Source organism: Arthrobacter sp. efr-133-TYG-120 (assembly GCF_030209785.1).
Lineage (GTDB): Bacteria > Actinomycetota > Actinomycetes > Actinomycetales > Micrococcaceae > Arthrobacter.
Window position 1 is genome coordinate 1 of the sequence record NZ_JARVRI010000051.1, and the last position, 17,361, is coordinate 17,361.

Below are 17,361 nucleotides of genomic sequence, written 5' to 3' on the forward strand. Positions count from 1 at the left end.
CACAGAAACGGACCGGTGGCAACACCGGCACCGCGCTGTGGGCCGACTCAACCACATCATCACCCAGCGTGCCCGACCGCCCCCGGGTGGGATCAAGAGATCTTGTGACCAGGTACAGACATTTCAGGTCCGCACGATGCCCTGGTATACAGGACCGCACAAGGACGCCGTGGAGGCATCCATCAAGAAGTACGGTCCACGGCCGGGCTACGAAGCAGTCCCGATAAGTGCGGCCCCTGCCGCCAATCCCTGGGTGACCGGGTAGGAGATGCTGGCATGACGATCAACATCGGACGCTTCCGTGAAGCCACAGCCGCCGGTACGGACGGACCTGCTGACACCCCGGCGGAGGAGCAGAAGCCTGCGGAACTGGTCTACGGGTCGGCGGAGGAGTTCCGGCACGAGCGATACCATTGAATGGAAGCCCGCGTCGACATCACAAGGAGCCGATTCATGGCCAATTCAGCATCCGGTGATTCCGTGGTGGACCGTGTGGTCCGGGTCATGGCCGCCTTCCCGCAGGGTGTCACCAGCCTGCAGTTGTCTGAACTCGCGGAGCGGGCGGAACTGCCCCTGAGCAGTGCGCACCGGTTGGTCCGGCAGCTCGCGGACCGCGGATTCCTGGACCTTGGTGCCGGCGGAACCGTCCGGTTGGGCATGCGGCTGTGGGAACTCGTCAACCGGAATGCGCCCACGCTGGCGCTCCGCCAGGCGGCCGTGCCGTTTATGGAGGATATCCAGCAGGTCCTGAACCAGAACGTGAACCTGGCCGTGCTGGACGGTTGGGAGGCTTTGTTTGTGGAACGACTGTCGCGGCGCGGATCCGTGGCCAACCGGGCCCGCATCGCCGGTCGTATGCCGGTCCACATCTCTTCCGCCGGTCTCGCGCTGATGGCGACCCAGCCGCGGGAACTACAGGCAGCGTATCTCGGGCAGTTCAGCGATCCCGGCGGCAAGGTGAGCGTCGACGTCGTACGCCAACTGCTTGCTGAAGCCGCCCAGCAGGGGTATGCGCAGCTCGCCGGCGTCGTGGACCCCGATACCTGGGGCATCGCGGTGCCGGTCATGGACGGCAAGCGCCGGACTGTGGCGGCACTTGGTGTCGTGGTTCCCTTGGCGGAGATGCGGCTTCAGGCCCTGGTGCCCGCGCTCTAGACGGCGGCGCGGGGGATTGGGCGCCACCTCGGCGCAACGCAGAACGACTGAACCTTCTTCCATTCAACGGGATTCCTGTGACGCCGGTGGTTCGGCGCGGGTGACACTGGTGGCAGAAGTCCACCGCACCCGCGGCGCCGATGCCGCGGGCCCGCAACGAAGCGAGGAACACCTTGGCACGCACCACCATCACCACTCAGGTGGCCATCATGGGCGCAGGCCCTGCCGGTCTTATGCTCTCCCACCTGCTGGCCACGCAGGGCATCGAATCGGTGGTGGTGGAGATCCGCAGCCGCCAGGAAATCCAGGAAACCGTCCGGGCAGGCATCCTGGAACACGGCACCGTGAACCTACTGGTGGACTCCGGCGTTTCGGACCGGGTGCTGCGCGAAGGCGACCGCCATGACGGCATCGAGCTGCGCTTCCACGGTGAGAGCCACCGGATCGACTTCAAGGACCTCGTGGGCGAGTCCGTCTGGCTCTACCCGCAGACGGACGTGTTCGCGGACCTCGCCGCACGGCGGGAGGCCGACGGCGGCGACGTCCGTTATAGCGTCACGGACACCACGGTTCAGGACCTCGAAGGCAGGCCCAAGGTCCGGTTCACCGATGCCGACGGCCAGGAATTCGAGATCCAGGCGGACTTCATTGTGGGCGCCGACGGTTCCCGCAGCTACTGCCGCCGCCAGGTGCCGGAAGCCTCACGGACCCAGTATTTCCACGAGTACCCGTTCGCCTGGTTCGGCATCCTGGCCGAGGCGCCGCGCAGCGCCGATGAGCTGATCTACGCCAACTCCGAGCATGGCTTCGCCCTGATCAGCCAGCGCACCGAGAAGGTCCAGCGGATGTACTTCCAGTGCGACCCCAAGGAAAACGTGGCCGAATGGGATGACGAGCGCATCTGGTCCGAATTCCGCAAGCGCGTGAACGGCAACGGGTTCGAACTCAAGGAAGGCCCGGTCCTCGAAAAGATGGTCCTGCCGTTCCGTAGCTTCGTGCACACGCCCATGCGCCACGGCAACCTCTTCCTGGCCGGCGACGCCGCCCACACCGTCCCGCCCACCGGCGCCAAGGGCCTGAACCTCGCCGTCCACGACGTCAAGGTTCTCTTCGAAGGACTCGACTCGTTCTACTCCACCGGCTCCACCGTGATGCTCCACTCCTACAGCGACCGCGCCCTGGAACGGGTGTGGAAAGCCCAGCACTTCTCCTACTGGATGACGTCCATGCTGCATACCCTGCCCGGCGCCGACGACTTCGACCGCGCCCGCCAACTTGGCGAACTGCACTCCGTGGTCTCCTCCCGGCACGGCCGCGCCTACCTGGCAGAGGCCTACACCGGCTGGCCTGCAGCCGGATAGACGTGCGCTTAATGTGGACCAGGAGAACGATGACTCCCGAGCGTAATTCCAGGTGGGCTTGGATGTCCTCAGGTGAGGATCCGGCTGAAGCATAGGGAAAGGGGACGCCCGCGAGTTCGCGCGCCCGACGCATCACAGAGGCCATTGAAAATCTTTTGTTTATTGGCCGACCCCACGGCCGCAAGATAAATCCGCAAGGCCTCACCGCGGCTACACGCCGTTCTCGCCGCAGTGTGAGTCCGGAGGGGCAGGCATTTGCACGCGCCAGCCATCCAGATGGCCGCGAACGTCCTTTCGACGGCCCAGAACAGGCCGAAGCCTGGATCGCTGAGCATCGTGGAAGGAATCCCGGAACACCACCATTCATGCAACCTCCAATGCGTGGAAAATGCAGTAAATGCAGGAAGGCTCTAAATTTCAGTCGCTGGGGGCCAAATCCAAGGTGACGCGCCGAAATCGCAAGTAGTTTAGTCAGCGCTTCTGAGCTGCGGAAACGTCAGGCTTTTAGCGAAACGGGAGTTCTTGCATCCACTGCCACTCCCGTAGTTAAACTGGCATGCGCGGGTATTCATGAGCCGGGAGTCGTTGGGACAAACCGCTTCGCATGCCCATGCCTCCCTGGCCTGTCACGGGCTCGTTATCGGGAGATTTTCGAATCATGAAGCGACTGAAGTTCTGGCCTTACTATGGCCCCGGACCGTTATGGAGCGACAAGGGACAGCCCGTCGATCTGAAATCGTTGGGCATTTCGTCGGAACTTGTTGAGCAGGTCAGGTCATGGAACTCGCAGTATGAAGAGGACAGGATTCCGCTCAACGGTCCCGGCGATGCTGAGTGGCTCGCCGAGGGAGTCGGTCTGCTGCGGCAGCTGCGCACTGACTTGGGCGACGACTTCGATCTGGTAGTGACGAGCTCTGGTGGGGCGAAGCGCCGAATTCTCTCTAGAGGCTTTACTGCGCGCGACAGCCATCCAGCATGGCCGTGAACGCCCGTTCGTCGGCCCTGAACAGGCCAACGTCCGGATCCGTGAGACAGATCCCGGAATGGCCTGCCTCACTACGACCCTCAAATCATGGAATCATGCATTAGATACAGGGAACCCATAGTTCTCAGCCGTAGCGGATCAACTCCAGATGACGCGACTCAATCATGAATCCCACGACGAATACGGCGTTTCCGCAGGTCGATCTGCCTTTATTGGATTTCCGAGAACCATTCATCGGACCAGGAGCTGGGCTGGCAGCAGTAGTGCGGAGCGGCTAGTGAACGCCCCAACTGAACCTGTGGGTGTGGGTCCGGTAGTAGGTGTAGGTCTCGACAGAGGCTATGCCGGAGACGAAGCGAATCCTTCGGTTTATGACATCGAAGAGGCCTTCGATATCGGGAGCGATGACTTCAGCGAGAATGTCGATGGAACCCGCAGCGAGGACCACATAGATAACTTCCTCCATCCCCCCCAGAGTGTCGGCGACTTCCTCGACGTCACCCTGTACGCGTATGCCGAGCATTGCCATGCTCCGGTACCCCAGCTTTAGGGGGTCGGTAACGCCCACCACGTCCAAAATTCCACGTTCTTTTAGCCGTCTGACCCTCAGGCGGGCACCCCCTGCAGACAGCCCTGCCGCGGATGCCAGATCCGAGTACGGCATGCGGCCATCCTTCTGCAGGTGAGTGATCAACACTCGGTCCACAGCGTCCACATGCTCTAGTCCTTGGTTCTGGGCTGAAGCAGCAGCGGGTAGTGACTCTGTAGCAATCTCTTGATCGTCCATAGAACCATCATATAGAATGATGATTCATTACATTAATTAGATCCCGAGTGATTTTTCATCATCCATAACCCCGAGTGAGTAACTATATCTGCTTCAGTTATTGATCAAGAAGGCCTTCCCCGCCCCGATGTTTCCCTGCAGGAAGCGTCTGATCTGGCGCGGGACCTCTTCGATGTGGATGTCACGTCCATCAAAGAACTGGGTAGTCAGCAAGACCGCAACTTCCTGGTGTCCGATGACCGTCAGCGATGGTTGTTGAAGGTCAGCAACCCGGCGTTTTCATTTGATGAAATTGCGGCCCAGAACGCAGCGATGGAAAGGGTGGTCGCCGCTGGTCTCAATGCACCGGTCCCGACGTCCTCACCTGCAGGGTTTCCAGTCCACACGACCTCAATAGCAGGCAGGGACCACTGCGTTCGACTCCTCACCTTCGTTGACGGCACGCCGCTCATTGACAGGCAGTACCTATCCCCCACGGTCCTGGGCGCTTTGGGAAGAACACTCGCAGAGGCCTCTACTGTTCTCGCCGGCTTGGAGCACCCAGGGCTAGATCGGGCCCTCCAATGGGACCTGAGAGTAGGCGAAGAAGTAGTTGCCGACTTGCTGTACTTTGTGCGGGATCCTCATAAGCGCGACCTGCTTGAGAGCGCCTTGTCCCGCCTGACGAAACGACTCCGGCCGCTCAGAGACGAGTTGCCTGTTCAAGCAATCCACGGTGACATTACCGACGACAATGTTGTTTTCTGCATAGATGAATCAGGCCTCCCGCGGATCGTGGGTATCATCGATTTCGGCGACACGATGTACAGTTGGCGCGTCAGCGAGCTCGCGGTAGCTTGTGCGTCGGTGTTCAACCATGCGTCTGGGGAACCGCTGGCTCTTCTTCCGCTAATCGAGGCTTTCAACGACATAGTTCCTCTGACCGAAGCTGAGATTACAGCCTTGTGGCCTCTGATCGTTCTTCGCGGAGCGGTGCTTGCGGTCAGCGGTGAACAGCAAATCGTCATCGATCCAGAGAACGGATACGCTTCCTCGGCCATCGATCGGGAATGGGAGTGCTTCAACGTTCCGGCAAGCTTCGACTGGGATGTCGCCGAAGCCTGTATCAGGTCAGCCGTCGGTAAACCCAAGACTTCAGCCGAACAGTCCCCTCAGAGGGTGCAACCCATGCTGCGCACTCAAGCCGTGACAGTAAATCTAGGCTGGGACAGCGACTCGTTCAGTGAAGGCTCCTGGTTGGAGGGGCCAAGGCAGGAACGGTACATCCTGGACCGGCATCTCTTGGACGCCAAAGTTGTACTGACCCGATACGGTGAAGCCCGGCTGACTCTGGCAACTTCCCACAGCGAATTTGAAGCAGCCAACGTCGCTCTTGCCGTCGAGGTCCATGCACGGAACCGACAGGGCATCTACGCCCCCTTCGCAGGTTCAGCAACCCTCGACCCTCAAACTGCAGTCCTGACACTGAGCGGCCTCAAGGACACAATCATCCTCCAGGGACTAGTGGAGGTCGCGTATTCCCCAGGCAGGGCAACAACTGTAAACGCAGGAGATTTGCTGGGTCTCATTGACAGCACGGGAACAACGGTCTGGCGCACCCACGGCGGGCGGGATAACGCCAACTTGTATCCTCCCCATTTCGTCAGGGCTTCTGAATTCTGTGGCTACACGACCCTGTACAAGGATCCGGCACAGCTGCTCGTTGGAACTCCGGTAGTCTCGGCGTCCGAAATGTCCAAGACGGGTGACGCCGCCCAGTCGGTGTTGGAGCGCCGTCGAGATGCCTACAACCCCTTGCAGGGGTACTACTACAACACGCCGCCTCGGATTGAGAGAGGATGGAAAGAACATCTCATAGACACGAACGGCCGCCACTACTTGGACATGGTCAACAATGTCTCAGTCCTAGGCCACGGAAACCCGGCAATTGCCTCAGCGGCCTACCGACAGTGGAGCAGGCTGAATACTAATTCGCGGTTTAATTACAACGCTGTGGCCGAGTTCTCAGAGAGATTGTTGGCCAAGGTCCCCACGAACCTGGACACCGTCTTCCTGGTCAACAGCGGCACAGAGGCCGTGGACCTGGCACTTCGCCTGTCCAAGGCTTTTACCAAGCGCGAGGACGTACTTTGCTGTGAAGAGTCCTACCATGGTTGGTCGCTGGCAGCCGATGCTGTTTCCACCTCGACCTCGGATAATCCCCAAGCAGCGCAGAGTCGGCCGGCTTGGGTCCATGTGGTGGATGCCCCCAACGACTATCGTGGTACTCACCGCGGTGAAGGTGCAGGGGCACGATATGCAGAGGATGCGGCACGGCTGCTGCACCAGCTTGAACGATCCGGCAAACCCATCGGCGCCTTCATCGCCGAGCCACGCAACGGCAATGCAGGAGCTATTGGAACTCCACGTGGCTACCTGAACGCCATGTACGCCACTATCCGGGACCACGGCGGCGTATGCATCGCTGATGAAGTCCAGGTTGGTTACGGGCGGCTGGGCTCCCATTTCTGGGGTTTCGAAGAGCACGGCGCCGAACCGGACATCATTACGATGGCAAAAGCCATGGGCAATGGTCATCCTCTTGGGGCCGTCATTACTCGCCGCGAGATAGCCGATGCCCTGGCAGCCCAAGGTGACTTTTTCTCCTCATCCGGCGGTAGCACGCTGAGCAGCCGCATCGGTCTGACAGTCCTGGACGTTATCGAATCCGACAACCTGCAGGCCAACGCGGCTGCAGTCGGGCAGATTCTCACTGACGGTTTTAGTGAACTCATGACCAAGCACGACATCATCGGAAATGCCCATGGCAAAGGCTTGTATCAAGGGCTTGAATTCGTACGGGACCGTGTCACCTTGGTGCCGGCCGCGGAAGAAACTCGCGCGATCTGCGACAGGATGCTCGAACTTGGAATCATCGTGCTGCCCACCGGGGATCGTCAGAATATTCTCAAAATCAAGCCGCCGCTGTGCTTCACTGCTGAGAGTGCCCGATTCTTCCTGCGAATGCTGGACAAAGTACTCACGGAGGGTTGGTGATCTTGCTGGTTCCGGCCGCTCCCCAACACGGAGTTCGGCCCATGGCCCATCACCCTTACCCTCACCCTCACCCTCACCCTCACCCAGGGAAGGATCCCTGTGCCCCACCACGCCCCGGCCGATAACACGATGCCGGTTGCATTGATTACGGGTGCCGGCAGCCAGAGCGGAATCGGTATGGCGTGCGCCCCGCCATCTGGGCGCAACGCACCGACTCCTCATTACCGCCACCAGCGACAGGATTCAGCGGCGAGCCCAGGAGCTGAACTCCCATGGAATCCACACTGTGTCGGTAACCGCGGACCTGACCGACCCGAATCAGGCCAAAGGTCTGGTGGCACACGCGATCGACGTATTTGGCAGGCTGGACGTGCTGGTCAACAACGCGGGCATGGCTGCGGTGGGAGAGGAATCCGCGAGTTCCCCCGTGGCAGGAACGACGGATGCCCAGTGGCGCCGATCTATCGCGCGCAATCTGGACACGACGTTTTATATGACCCGCGCGGCGCTGGCGCCTATGCTCGAGGCCGGCTACGGGCGGGTCGTGAACATGTCCTCGCTCTCGGGGACAGTCATGGCATTCCGTCATGACGCCGGCTATCACGCGGCCAAGGCCGCCGTAGCCGGCTTCACCCGAGCTACTGCACTGGAAGTGGCCGGCTCCGGAGTGACGGTCAATGCTGTTGCCCCAGGATGGATCGCGACCGCTTCCTCCACGGAGCACGAGCTAATCATGGGTGCAGCTACTCCGCTGGGACGCGCGGGCTACCCGGACGAAGTAGCGGCCACTATTGCATTTTTGGCTTCACCGAGTGCCTCTTACATCACCGGGCAGGTCATCATCATCGACGGCGGAAATTCCATCGCCGAAGAAAGGCTCAATCACTAGATCCAATTGAGAGATGGCATGATGCAAGCCACGGAACACAGCCGATTCAGGAATACTGACCAATGCGGGTCTAGGGCCGACCCGCTTCCTCCTCCAGAAAGCGGGTTTCCCCTCTCCTCTTCTCAGGTCGTTAGCTGACGACGGTGCGCCGTCAGCTAATCGCCAGTGCCTGGCGAACTTCTTCGGGGGTCATGACGGCGGGGCGCACGTTCACGCGGTTGTCGGAGAGGAAGGGCAACAGTCCTCGATTGAGCAGTTCCACTTTGAGCTTGCCCAAAGAATGCTGCACTGCGGGGCTTACGGGTTTGGCGGTCTCCCACGACGCAGAAACAGCGGCGACGGGCTTGGAAAACGGACACCTCTCGGCATGGATGCGGACAAGAGCACCCAGGCGGTTATTCTGCTTCGCGATGGCGCGCAACTGACCGAGGACGACGTCCGGACACACCTGGCCGGCCGGCTAGCCCGCTACAAGATTCCAAAGTCTGGACACCCATCCTACCGACCTGCACGGATGGCGCCGCTCCGGGCAGGCGCCTTGGTCCCAGCGGAGGGGATCTCAGTACATCGGAAGACTGTTCCGAATAGAATCTAGCGGTTATTGGCTTCGTCACCGAGGATCTGCTGCGTCGCAGTGATAACCGCAGCGTCCAGGCCCTCGAAGCCCGACATCCGCAAAATGGGTCACCGAGTGGAACCTCACCCGGATCGGCAAGGGCCGCAGCTGAGGAGCTGACGTGCTGCCGGGGTTCACGACAGCCCTTTGACCGTCCGCGGCGCGCCCTGGCTTGCGGTCTCGGCTATGGCGGTTCTGCATTGATTGCGCGATTTTTTTCATCCGATGCAATATCTGGAAGTGGTCGGCTGGCCTGCGCAGGCTGACTCCCCTATCCGTATAAGAGTCGTCCACGCGGACTGAGCCCCAGGAGGCAGGCCGGCAGGAGCTGGCTTGCAGGCGGAATGGTGGAACACTTGCATCCCATGACTCTCACCATGACCGGCTCCCGTGATGTACCAAGTGCGTCACAAACTGGCCTTTCAATGACCCCGTGGCATCAGGATTTCCCTCGCAGCAAATCGATTTCCCGGGTGGTGCCGAACGCGACCTCGGGGCTGAGGACGAGCGTGAATGTTGTGAAGTCGACCCTCGTTACAAGAATGCCGCAACCAATGGCTTTCTCGCGGAGTAGTGAAGAGGCCCGCTCCAGTTGTAGGTCTCGTGAAGCTGGGTCCTGGACTTTGACAGTAAGCATTGATGTTACGTTCGCCATAATCGTTCTTCTTTTCTCGTGGAGGGACAGCTCACAGAAAACGGGGGGAGACTGCCAACAGGCGGTCTCCCCCTTTCTCTGGCCCGAATGAACATCCCTCCGGGATGGACCGGGCCATGGTCCGTGTACTGGGTTAGTGGCGTTTGAGGAAGAGGCTGACGTCGTCGTTGCTGATGAGGTCCGGTACGGTGAAACCGTCGAGGTCGTATTCGGCCAGGCACTGGTCCGCGAATCCCTTCATGGAATCGGTAGTTCCTTGGGTCTGCGCGGCGAAGAGGATCTCGGCCTTCACGTTCTCGTGGTGCTCTGCGGGCTCGGATCCCGGCATCATCGAGTAGGTCAACTATGGCCGTTTTCCACGGCTACCGCTCGTGCCCCGGCGACGCCGTAGATGCTCTCTCCTATAATGATTCGCTGGATACCCAATTGTTCAACTCCTCTTCCAACGCGTACGAAGGCGCTTGACGAGAAGCTGGATTGCAACTCCAGCCATCAGAACAGAGAAGGCCGCGTTGGACCAGAATGGGGATATCGCGTGTGCCGTCACCAGTCCGAGCGGGGATGCGGTGCAGGCGCTAATGCCGACGAACGCCGCGATCCGCAGGTTGAAGTTCCGACGGCGTGTGTTACCGATGGTGGCAGAGATCGAGCCCGGGACCATCATCAAAAGTGACGTCCCCTTCGCGATGAGGTCGCTCGCGCCGAAGAAGAAGATGAGAATCGGCACGATAATGATTCCTCCTCCTACGCCGAGGAGAGCAGAAAAAATGCCGGTGACGATGCCAGTGAGAATGAGTGCAATTGCGGAGATTGGCGTCAGTGAGATGGCGTCGTCTCGTTGCGGTATTACACTCCACAGACTCACCACAACCGCTGTCATGAATACAAGGAATAACCAGAACAGTAGATCCTTCGGCAGCCTGGCCAGTAAATAGGAACCGAGCTGCGCTCCCGCGATAATTCCGAGGGCGAGCATGAGTCCGGCGAGCCAGTCGACGTTGCCGGATATGGCGTAGCCGGCAGCACCAACGATAGAGGTAGGCAGGATCGCAGCAACTGAGCTTCCGACTGCGATGCGCTGATCTACTCCCAGAAGTAGTAGCGCAGGAACTACCACCACACCACCTCCCACCCCAAAGAGACCTGAGAGGTAGCCTGTGACGATCCCAAGAAGGATGAGGACGAGGGGGGATGGGGCTGGCCTGGCAGGTGTTATTGGTGGTAGTTCACTTGTTCGTGTCATGGGGTACGGTCCGGTCAGCTTCCGGCTTCGACGACGATCGCCGAGCCGTCAGATCGAGGGTCACTTGCAGCGTCGAAATTTGAACCAAGAATGCGAATAACGTTGGAGTGACCGAGGCGTTCGTCTCGTGGTTGAACCAGCTTGAGTTCACCCGAGCTACTCCTGAGTGAGCCGAGCGCCTTAGCGGACACATCAACTTCGACTGTCAACGTTGCCGGAGTGTCACCATCGTCTTGCGCACCAACGACCCAACGAGGCGCGCTCGTCGCTTCTATCGCCGATGCCCCTGTTAACAATCGCAAGAGCAGTTGCGCGTGGATCTGCGCTTGGGCTTGACCTCCCATCGTTGCCAAGGCGTAGGCGAGTTCTCCGTCGCGAAGCACGAGCACAGGCATCAGGGTGTGTGGAGGCCGGGCTCCAGGAGCAAAGGCTGCAGGGTGGCTTGCATCCAGCGAGAAGGAGGTTCCGCGGTTTTGGAAGAGGACTCCAGTTGACGGTTCAAGTAGGGCAGATCCGAAGGCCCAGTACACGGATTGCACAAGCGAAACTGACCAGCCATCGTCACTGACGGCCACTAATCCGACGGTATCTCCGCTAGCGGCCCTTGCGTCGCTTTCGCTTCCCTCAGCTGCCATGGAAATAAGATCGTCTGCGCTGAATGGACCAACGTCTGGATCAGCAAGCCAGCGGGACCGCACGACGTTGTTGGCAGCGAAAATTTCGGCAAGCCTGCCGGCATCCGCTTCCAGAGGGTCGTTGATACCTTGGTTTTGCAGGGCGTTAAGCGTGCGCAAAAGTGAAAAACCTTGAGTATTGGGAGGACTTGTCAAAACTTCAAAACCAGCTATTTTCGCTGTGATTGCAGATTCGGTAGTGGGCGAATATTCCGCCACTTCATCCTCGGATATCGCACTTCCAAGCAGCCGCAGCCCCTTTACCCACTGGTGGGCTATCGCGCCCGTATAGAAGGCGTCGGGCCCCTGTGCCATTAGCTGTTCGAAGGTTGCAGCAAGTGCTGGTTGACGCAGCAAGTCGCCCTCCATCAGGGGAGAACCGCCGGGGAGAAAGATCTCGCGACAACCGGCGTCGGCTTGTAGCGCTTCGTGATCGAGTTGAATCGCTCGCCCCACTGATCGTGAGACTGGGATGCCGTCCAGCGCGCATAGGTGGGCCGGTGAAAGCAGATCTTCCCACCCAAGTTTGGCTCCCTGGTTAGCAAGCGCAGCCCAGCCCCGGACACCGCCAGGTATTGTGACGGTGTCAATGCCACGGTTAGGCAGTGCATTGCCGTGCCGCTGTCGAAGGGTTTCCAGCCCTAATTTTTTGGGGGCCTTTCCAGTTGCGTTGACAAAGGTAACTGCGCCTGAAGGATCACGAACGAGGGCGACCAAGTCTCCCCCAAGGGCAACATTGTTTGGGTACACCACGCAGAGGACGGCCGCAGCAGCGATCGCGGCATCGACCGCGTTGCCTCCCATCCGCAGAGCCTCAGCCCCTGCTTCTGTCGCCCGGTAGTGGGAAGTAGCTACCGCACCGCCTACTGCGGTCTGCTTTGATTTGTATTCGCCGTTCATGCCCGCTCCTCCACTTTGTGGGTCCAGTTTGAGGAAACCACCTTCAACGCCTCACGCAGAACCGAGTCAACGTGTGCCCGGGCCTCTGCCTCAGCCCGGGCAACATCATGCTCAGCTAAAGCTTCGAAAATTCGCCGGTGATCAGCACTGGAAGCGTTCCTTCGTTCAGCACTTTGCACCGCTCGGCGCCTGCTAGGCGCTATCTCCTTGGAGATCAGATCGGTGAGCTGAGCCAACAACGGGTTATGCGTGTACTGGGAGATGGCCTGATGGAATTGCCGATCAAGATCGGCATACCTCTCGAGATCCACCTCTCGCTCCATCTCTTCGACAAGAGTGCGAAGTTGTTCAGCGTCCCGGCTCGTTAAGCGTTCTGCGGCAAGAGCCGCAATCGGCGGTTCGATAATGGCACGCAGCTCCATAATCCGAGCCAGTTCGGTCGCGCCGTTGGCCGACGCGGTAAGTAGTGCGTTAAGTGTCATACCAGCCTGGCCACCTCTGGAGGCAAGCGGGAGGACAGTGGTCCCCCGCCCCGGTTTTCGGGCAATGAGCCCCCGTGATTCCAGCTCATGAAGCGCTTGGCGGATCGACACGCGAGAAACCCCGAAAAGTTCGCTGAGCTCCTTCTCCGCCGGCAGACGATCGCCCTCCTTCAGCTCCCCTTCCAAGATGAGCCTTTCCAGATCCACCGCCAGGCGGTCAGGAACCGATAGCGGCGCCGAGCTCCGAGTCAGTGACGACCAATCCATATGCACTCCTCCCAGGGGTAGGCCGGGATCTCCCGCCTACATCAGATTCCTAAGCTTGACAGTTGGTCCTACCAACTGTCAAAGTTTTAGAAACATCTAAACGTGAGGAAAATCATGAACCGTAGGATTCCAGCCCGGCACCACCTTGCATCCGTAGGCGTTGCTTTCATCGCTCTATCGCTCGCCGCCTGCGGTGGCGGGCAGCCCGGCGCTTCTGGCGCGTCAGGGACACAAGGGACCAGCAGCTCTGATCTGCCCTTGGTTAAGGAAGGCGTTCTGACATCCTGTGCGAATTTCAGTACGCCCCCAAATATTTTTGCGGAAGCGGACGGGACACCGGTTGGCGCTGAGGTAGACATCGCTAAAAGCATTGCCAAGGAGATGGGGCTGAAGATTGCTTTTCCTGAATATTCCTTCTCCGGCCTGATCCCAGCGCTGCAAGCAAAGCAGTGTGATGCGATCATCTCCTCGTTGTATATCAAACCGGAGCGAGAAAAGATTGCTGATTTCGTTCCGTACTTGAGGTCGGGATCCGGTGTCGCAGTCTCCAAAGAGAACCGTGCGAACGTGACCGGATACGATCACTCACTCTGCGGTGTCAGGGCTGTTGCCATCACCGGCGCTACCGGCGCGGGACTCGTGGAGGAGATGTCCGCGGAATGTGCAGCTGCGGGGCTGGAACCGACGGAGATTACTCTTCTGGACCGAAGCGCAGATGCGCTGCAGCAAATCATTGCCGGACAGGCAGATGCTTTCATGGACACGGCCGAGTTGATGGGCTACTACGAGAAGCAGTCCGGGGGCAAATTCGTCGTCGTCGGGGAACCGGTCGGGCAGATCAACATCGGAGCGGCCACTCTGAAAGAGAACGTCGAACTGCATGAAGCTCTCAAAACCGCTTTTGACAAGGTCGTCGAAAGCGGTCGCTACGCCGAAGTCCTCAGTGAATGGGGACTTGAGGCGCAGGACATTACTAAAGCTCAATAATTCTGGAGAAATCACATGAACTTCGACTGGTCCTACTTTTGGGAAAGTCTCCTTACTCCCAGCCCTCAGTTCCTCAGGGGGCTCGCGCTCACAATCATCATCTCAGTGATCGCTATGTCTCTCGCTCTTGTCCTGGGTCTGATCGTTGGTCTTATGGGGCGGAGCAAATTGCTCCCATTTCAACTCTTCGCGAGCCTCTATATTTGGGTGATCCGCGGCACGCCGCTGCTGGTCCAGCTCGTTATCATCTACACCGGGTTTGCGGCCGCTGGCCTATTCCGATTTGAAGATACCGATATATTCGGGGCACTCATAAAGGGAGCGGTCCAAGCCGCGATCGTTGGCCTGATGCTCAACGAAAGTGCCTACATCTCGGAAATCGTTCGATCTGGCCTCGAATCGGTGGACCGCGGGCAAAACGAGGCTGCCCTCTCCCTGGGCATGACCCCCATGCATGCGATGCGCAGAATCATCGTCCCCCAAGCGATCCGCATCATGGTGCCCCCCTTGGGCAACTCATTCAACGGTTTGATGAAGAGCACCTCGATTTTGTCGATTATCGGCGTTAGTGAGATGTTCCAAGTAGGCAGCACCATGAGCGCTGCGACCTTCAAAGTCTTCGAGATTTACATGGTCGTTGCCCTTTATTACCTCCTTCTCACTACAGTCTGGACATTCATCCAAACTGCGATCGAGAACACTTTGAACGTTAGGGCAGGCCTCCCGCCCGCGGAACCTGTTTACAAGCGCCTCTTTGGTATTAGGAGCCGCAAGCAGCAAACAACGACTACCACCCCAGCCCTGCAGCCTGCCGACGCCGTCTAACGGAGTGAGAATGACCATGCCATACACTGCCCCCAATGCAACTCCCGACCGCCTCTCCACACCGCCCGATGCCATTGTGCAGGCCCGCGACGTGTGCAAATCGTTCGGTGACAAAAGCATTCTCAAGAACGTAAACCTGGAGGTCGCACGTGGGGAGGTCGTCGTCATGGTTGGTCCCTCAGGTGCTGGCAAAACAACCATGCTGCGAACGATCAACCGGCTGGAATCCATCGATTCTGGCGAAATCCGCGTCAACGGAGACCTAATAGGGCAACGCCTCAATCAGCGTGGCAAGATAGTGAACCGTTCCGCTCGCGACCTTGCAAGACAGCGGGCCGACATCGGATTTGTTTTCCAGCACTTCAACCTTTTCCCCCACATGAGCGTGCTGGAAAACATCTGGCGCTCTGTTGTTGATGTGAAGCATGAACCCAAGCCCGAGGCCATTAAACATGCGCGGGAGCTACTTGATCGTGTCGGACTCGCCGACAAGGCGGATGCAAGGACACGCTCCCTTTCTGGCGGTCAGCAGCAGCGCGTCGCTATCGCCAGGGCGTTGGCAATGCGCCCAGCTCTAATGTTGTTTGACGAACCGACCAGCGCCTTGGACCCGGAAATGGTCGGCGAGGTCCTCACCGTCATGCGGGACCTCGCAGATGCTGGTATGACGATGATTATCGTCAGCCATGAGATGGGCTTCACGCGTGAGGTTGCAGATCGGGTTGTTGTCATGGACGCAGGTACCATCATCGAGAGTGGCAAGCCAGAACTGGTTTTCACTACACCGCAGCACGAGCGTACACGTCAGTTCCTTTCTAAAGTGCTCCAGTGAGGCCTTTCGCAGCCTCCTCGAGTTTCAAATCCGCTCATCCGCCTCGGCTCGTAGTGGAATAGGGACCAGGGTGGTGCGCACGGAGAGAGCCGGCGTGAATAGACCTAACGGAAATGCCATCCATGCCAGCAGAACCTGCGGTACAAGGACTCCGCCCGCAAGTGAAGGTCTCTCCAGAAGACGAGCGGGCAGACCGTTCGCGGCGATACTGGATAAAACACGCATCACCTCGGCGGCACTGGAAATTATCGGAAGGAAGGGCTACGACGGCCTCACCATGGCCGGGCTGGCCAAACAGCTCGAGGTGGCACCCTCGGCCCTCTACAATCACGTGACCGCCAAACGAGACGTACTACAGCTGGCGGAGGACCACCTTATATCCATGGTTGATGTATCCCTTTTCGGAAGGGCGCCCTGGGAAGAAGCTGCGCGCATATGGGCCTGGAGCTATCGGGATGTTTTCGCGCAGCATACGTCCCTGATCCCAGTCATCGCTGTCCTTCCTGTGACGAATGCGCCGCAGACTCTTGAAATGTACGAAACCGTTACAAGGGCCTTTGCAGCCGCGGGCTTCCCCCAGAACCTCATCGTGTCGTCGATTGTAGCTTTTGAGTCCTTCATTTTTGGCTCAGCATACGACGTCACAGCTCCCGATGACATCTTTGAAGCAGGATCGACGGTTGACTCGACTCCGCACTTCAGGGCAGCACTGAAAGCCGGCCGGGTAAACGAGCGGCCTGCAGATACTGCCTTCGAACTGGGGCTCGAGGCGCTGATAGCCGCGCTGGCCCGGTCTCTCTGCTGATGGTATCCAGCAGGCGCAATGCAATCACCGAATCTTCATGCCTGGGTTGCCCGCTCTAGCGTTCTTCCTGAGCGGGGGGTTGTGAGCGACGGGCGACTACGTCGGTTTTCCGGATCTATGACGGCGGTACCTCCGCAGGTCCGTCGTCAGGTCCTACCAGCAAACCAAATGGGATGGCTGAATCTATGTCACGAAAGGCTTGCCTGGCGCGAGTTGCTCGACTTATCTGGCAGGACCAGTAAATCTCTTCAGTGTTATGAACGGCATTCATTTATTAGCTCACTTAGCCTAGTGGGCCCAGAGGAGGACATTATGTTGAACCTGAACCGCGACGTTGTGGTCGTTGGAGCCGGGCCGTCCGGATTGACCGCGGCACGCGAACTGAAGAAGGCCGGCCTGAGTGTCGCCGTTCTTGAGGCGCGCGACCGTGTAGGCGGCCGCACCTGGACCGACACCATCGATGGAGCGATGCTGGAGATCGGCGGCCAGTGGGTCTCGCCGGACCAGACCGTGCTCCTGGAGCTGCTTGATGAGCTGGGCCTGCAGACCTACTCCCGGTACCGCGACGGCGAGTCCGTCTACATCGGCGCCGACGGGGTCCCCGTGCGGTACGCCGGCGATTCCTTCCCAGTGGACCCGGCCACCGCCGTCGAAATGGACAAGCTGATCGGCATTCTGGACGGCCTCGCCGCGGAAATCGGCGCCACCGAACCCTGGGCGCACCCCAAGGCCCGTGAACTGGACACCATTTCCTTCCACCACTGGCTGCGGCAGCACTCGGCCAACGAGGAGGCCTGCAACAACATTGGCCTGTTCATCGCCGGCGGCATGCTCACCAAGCCCGCCCACGCCTTCTCGGCGC

At 59.3% G+C, this 17,361-nt stretch carries 18 protein-coding genes; 12 read left to right on the forward strand and 6 right to left on the reverse strand.

All coding sequences use genetic code 11. The features are described from left to right. From QRN51_RS23015 to QRN51_RS23035, 5 genes are all read left to right on the forward strand, one after another. The coding region (locus QRN51_RS23015) for a hypothetical protein (protein ID WP_284992037.1) at positions 1-265 on the forward strand (265 nt) is incomplete at its 5' end. A gap of 11 nt (positions 266-276) precedes the next feature. Beyond that, positions 277-417, forward strand: a complete 141-nt coding sequence (locus QRN51_RS23020) for a hypothetical protein (RefSeq protein ID WP_284992038.1) — start codon at positions 277-279, stop codon at positions 415-417. 36 nt (positions 418-453) lie between these two features. Continuing rightward, positions 454-1,155 (forward strand): IclR family transcriptional regulator, encoded by a 702-nt coding sequence (locus tag QRN51_RS23025; RefSeq protein WP_284992039.1) that lies wholly within the window; start codon positions 454-456, stop codon positions 1,153-1,155. A gap of 173 nt (positions 1,156-1,328) precedes the next feature. Then, positions 1,329-2,516 (forward strand): 4-hydroxybenzoate 3-monooxygenase, encoded by a 1,188-nt coding sequence (locus QRN51_RS23030; RefSeq protein ID WP_284992040.1) that lies wholly within the window; start codon positions 1,329-1,331, stop codon positions 2,514-2,516. 658 nt (positions 2,517-3,174) lie between these two features. Then, complete coding sequence (locus QRN51_RS23035) at positions 3,175-3,501, forward strand: immunity protein CdiI family protein (RefSeq protein WP_284992041.1); 327 nt, start codon at positions 3,175-3,177, stop codon at positions 3,499-3,501. Positions 3,502-3,775: 274 nt separating this feature from the next. On the opposite strand, the gene QRN51_RS23040 is transcribed toward QRN51_RS23035, so the two are convergent. Further along, positions 3,776-4,216, reverse strand: coding sequence for an Lrp/AsnC family transcriptional regulator (locus tag QRN51_RS23040; RefSeq protein WP_284992050.1), 441 nt, complete (start codon positions 4,214-4,216; stop codon positions 3,776-3,778). A gap of 171 nt (positions 4,217-4,387) precedes the next feature. On the opposite strand from QRN51_RS23040, the gene QRN51_RS23045 reads away from it, so the two are divergent. Together QRN51_RS23045 and QRN51_RS23050 are read left to right on the forward strand one after the other, a co-directional pair. Then, positions 4,388-7,324 (forward strand): aminotransferase, encoded by a 2,937-nt coding sequence (locus tag QRN51_RS23045; RefSeq protein ID WP_284992051.1) that lies wholly within the window; start codon positions 4,388-4,390, stop codon positions 7,322-7,324. Between the two features lie 151 nt (positions 7,325-7,475). Beyond that, positions 7,476-8,213, forward strand: a complete 738-nt coding sequence (locus QRN51_RS23050; protein WP_284992042.1) for an SDR family oxidoreductase — start codon at positions 7,476-7,478, stop codon at positions 8,211-8,213. 151 nt (positions 8,214-8,364) lie between these two features. Here the strand turns inward: QRN51_RS23050 and QRN51_RS23055 are convergent, their stop codons facing one another. The 5 genes from QRN51_RS23055 to QRN51_RS23075 all read right to left on the reverse strand — a co-directional run bounded on the left by QRN51_RS23055 (position 8,365) and on the right by QRN51_RS23075 (position 13,050). Beyond that, positions 8,365-8,634: a hypothetical protein gene (locus QRN51_RS23055; protein ID WP_284992054.1), complete on the reverse strand. Its 270-nt coding sequence runs from the start codon at positions 8,632-8,634 to the stop codon at positions 8,365-8,367. A 983-nt stretch (positions 8,635-9,617) separates the two neighbouring features. Then, positions 9,618-9,815, reverse strand: coding sequence for a hypothetical protein (locus tag QRN51_RS23060; protein WP_284992043.1), 198 nt, complete (start codon positions 9,813-9,815; stop codon positions 9,618-9,620). A gap of 99 nt (positions 9,816-9,914) precedes the next feature. Continuing rightward, positions 9,915-10,727 carry a sulfite exporter TauE/SafE family protein gene (locus QRN51_RS23065; protein ID WP_284992044.1) on the reverse strand — a complete coding sequence of 271 codons (813 nt, stop codon included), beginning with the start codon at positions 10,725-10,727 and terminating at the stop codon, positions 9,915-9,917. A 14-nt stretch (positions 10,728-10,741) separates the two neighbouring features. Further along, positions 10,742-12,301 carry a gamma-glutamyltransferase family protein gene (locus QRN51_RS23070; protein ID WP_284992045.1) on the reverse strand — a complete coding sequence of 520 codons (1,560 nt, stop codon included), beginning with the start codon at positions 12,299-12,301 and terminating at the stop codon, positions 10,742-10,744. Then, positions 12,298-13,050 (reverse strand): FadR/GntR family transcriptional regulator, encoded by a 753-nt coding sequence (locus QRN51_RS23075; protein ID WP_284992046.1) that lies wholly within the window; start codon positions 13,048-13,050, stop codon positions 12,298-12,300. Before QRN51_RS23075 ends, QRN51_RS23070 begins: the two co-directional genes overlap by 4 nt. A gap of 114 nt (positions 13,051-13,164) precedes the next feature. Here QRN51_RS23075 and QRN51_RS23080 point away from each other — a divergent pair, with 114 nt between their 5' ends. The 5 genes from QRN51_RS23080 to QRN51_RS23100 all read left to right on the forward strand — a co-directional run. Next, positions 13,165-14,037 carry an ABC transporter substrate-binding protein gene (locus tag QRN51_RS23080; protein WP_284992047.1) on the forward strand — a complete coding sequence of 291 codons (873 nt, stop codon included), beginning with the start codon at positions 13,165-13,167 and terminating at the stop codon, positions 14,035-14,037. A 15-nt stretch (positions 14,038-14,052) separates the two neighbouring features. Beyond that, complete coding sequence (locus QRN51_RS23085) at positions 14,053-14,862, forward strand: amino acid ABC transporter permease (protein WP_284992048.1); 810 nt, start codon at positions 14,053-14,055, stop codon at positions 14,860-14,862. A 16-nt stretch (positions 14,863-14,878) separates the two neighbouring features. Then, positions 14,879-15,694 carry an amino acid ABC transporter ATP-binding protein gene (locus tag QRN51_RS23090; protein WP_284992052.1) on the forward strand — a complete coding sequence of 272 codons (816 nt, stop codon included), beginning with the start codon at positions 14,879-14,881 and terminating at the stop codon, positions 15,692-15,694. A 94-nt stretch (positions 15,695-15,788) separates the two neighbouring features. Then, positions 15,789-16,499: a TetR/AcrR family transcriptional regulator C-terminal domain-containing protein gene (locus QRN51_RS23095; RefSeq protein ID WP_502870893.1), complete on the forward strand. Its 711-nt coding sequence runs from the start codon at positions 15,789-15,791 to the stop codon at positions 16,497-16,499. Between the two features lie 312 nt (positions 16,500-16,811). After that, the coding region (locus QRN51_RS23100; RefSeq protein ID WP_284992049.1) for a flavin monoamine oxidase family protein at positions 16,812-17,361 on the forward strand (550 nt) is incomplete at its 3' end.

Coding starts and splice junctions, on each gene's coding strand:
- QRN51_RS23085 (WP_284992048.1), top strand. CDS start 14,053: ATGAACTTCGACTGGTCCTACTTTTGGGAAAGTCTCCTTACTCCCAGC.
- QRN51_RS23080 (WP_284992047.1), top strand. CDS start 13,165: ATGAACCGTAGGATTCCAGCCCGGCACCACCTTGCATCCGTAGGCGTT.
- QRN51_RS23025 (WP_284992039.1), top strand. CDS start 454: ATGGCCAATTCAGCATCCGGTGATTCCGTGGTGGACCGTGTGGTCCGG.
- QRN51_RS23075 (WP_284992046.1), bottom strand. CDS start 13,050: ATGGATTGGTCGTCACTGACTCGGAGCTCGGCGCCGCTATCGGTTCCT.
- QRN51_RS23020 (WP_284992038.1), top strand. CDS start 277: ATGACGATCAACATCGGACGCTTCCGTGAAGCCACAGCCGCCGGTACG.
- QRN51_RS23070 (WP_284992045.1), bottom strand. CDS start 12,301: ATGAACGGCGAATACAAATCAAAGCAGACCGCAGTAGGCGGTGCGGTA.
- QRN51_RS23060 (WP_284992043.1), bottom strand. CDS start 9,815: ATGATGCCGGGATCCGAGCCCGCAGAGCACCACGAGAACGTGAAGGCC.
- QRN51_RS23065 (WP_284992044.1), bottom strand. CDS start 10,727: ATGACACGAACAAGTGAACTACCACCAATAACACCTGCCAGGCCAGCC.
- QRN51_RS23090 (WP_284992052.1), top strand. CDS start 14,879: ATGCCATACACTGCCCCCAATGCAACTCCCGACCGCCTCTCCACACCG.
- QRN51_RS23035 (WP_284992041.1), top strand. CDS start 3,175: ATGAAGCGACTGAAGTTCTGGCCTTACTATGGCCCCGGACCGTTATGG.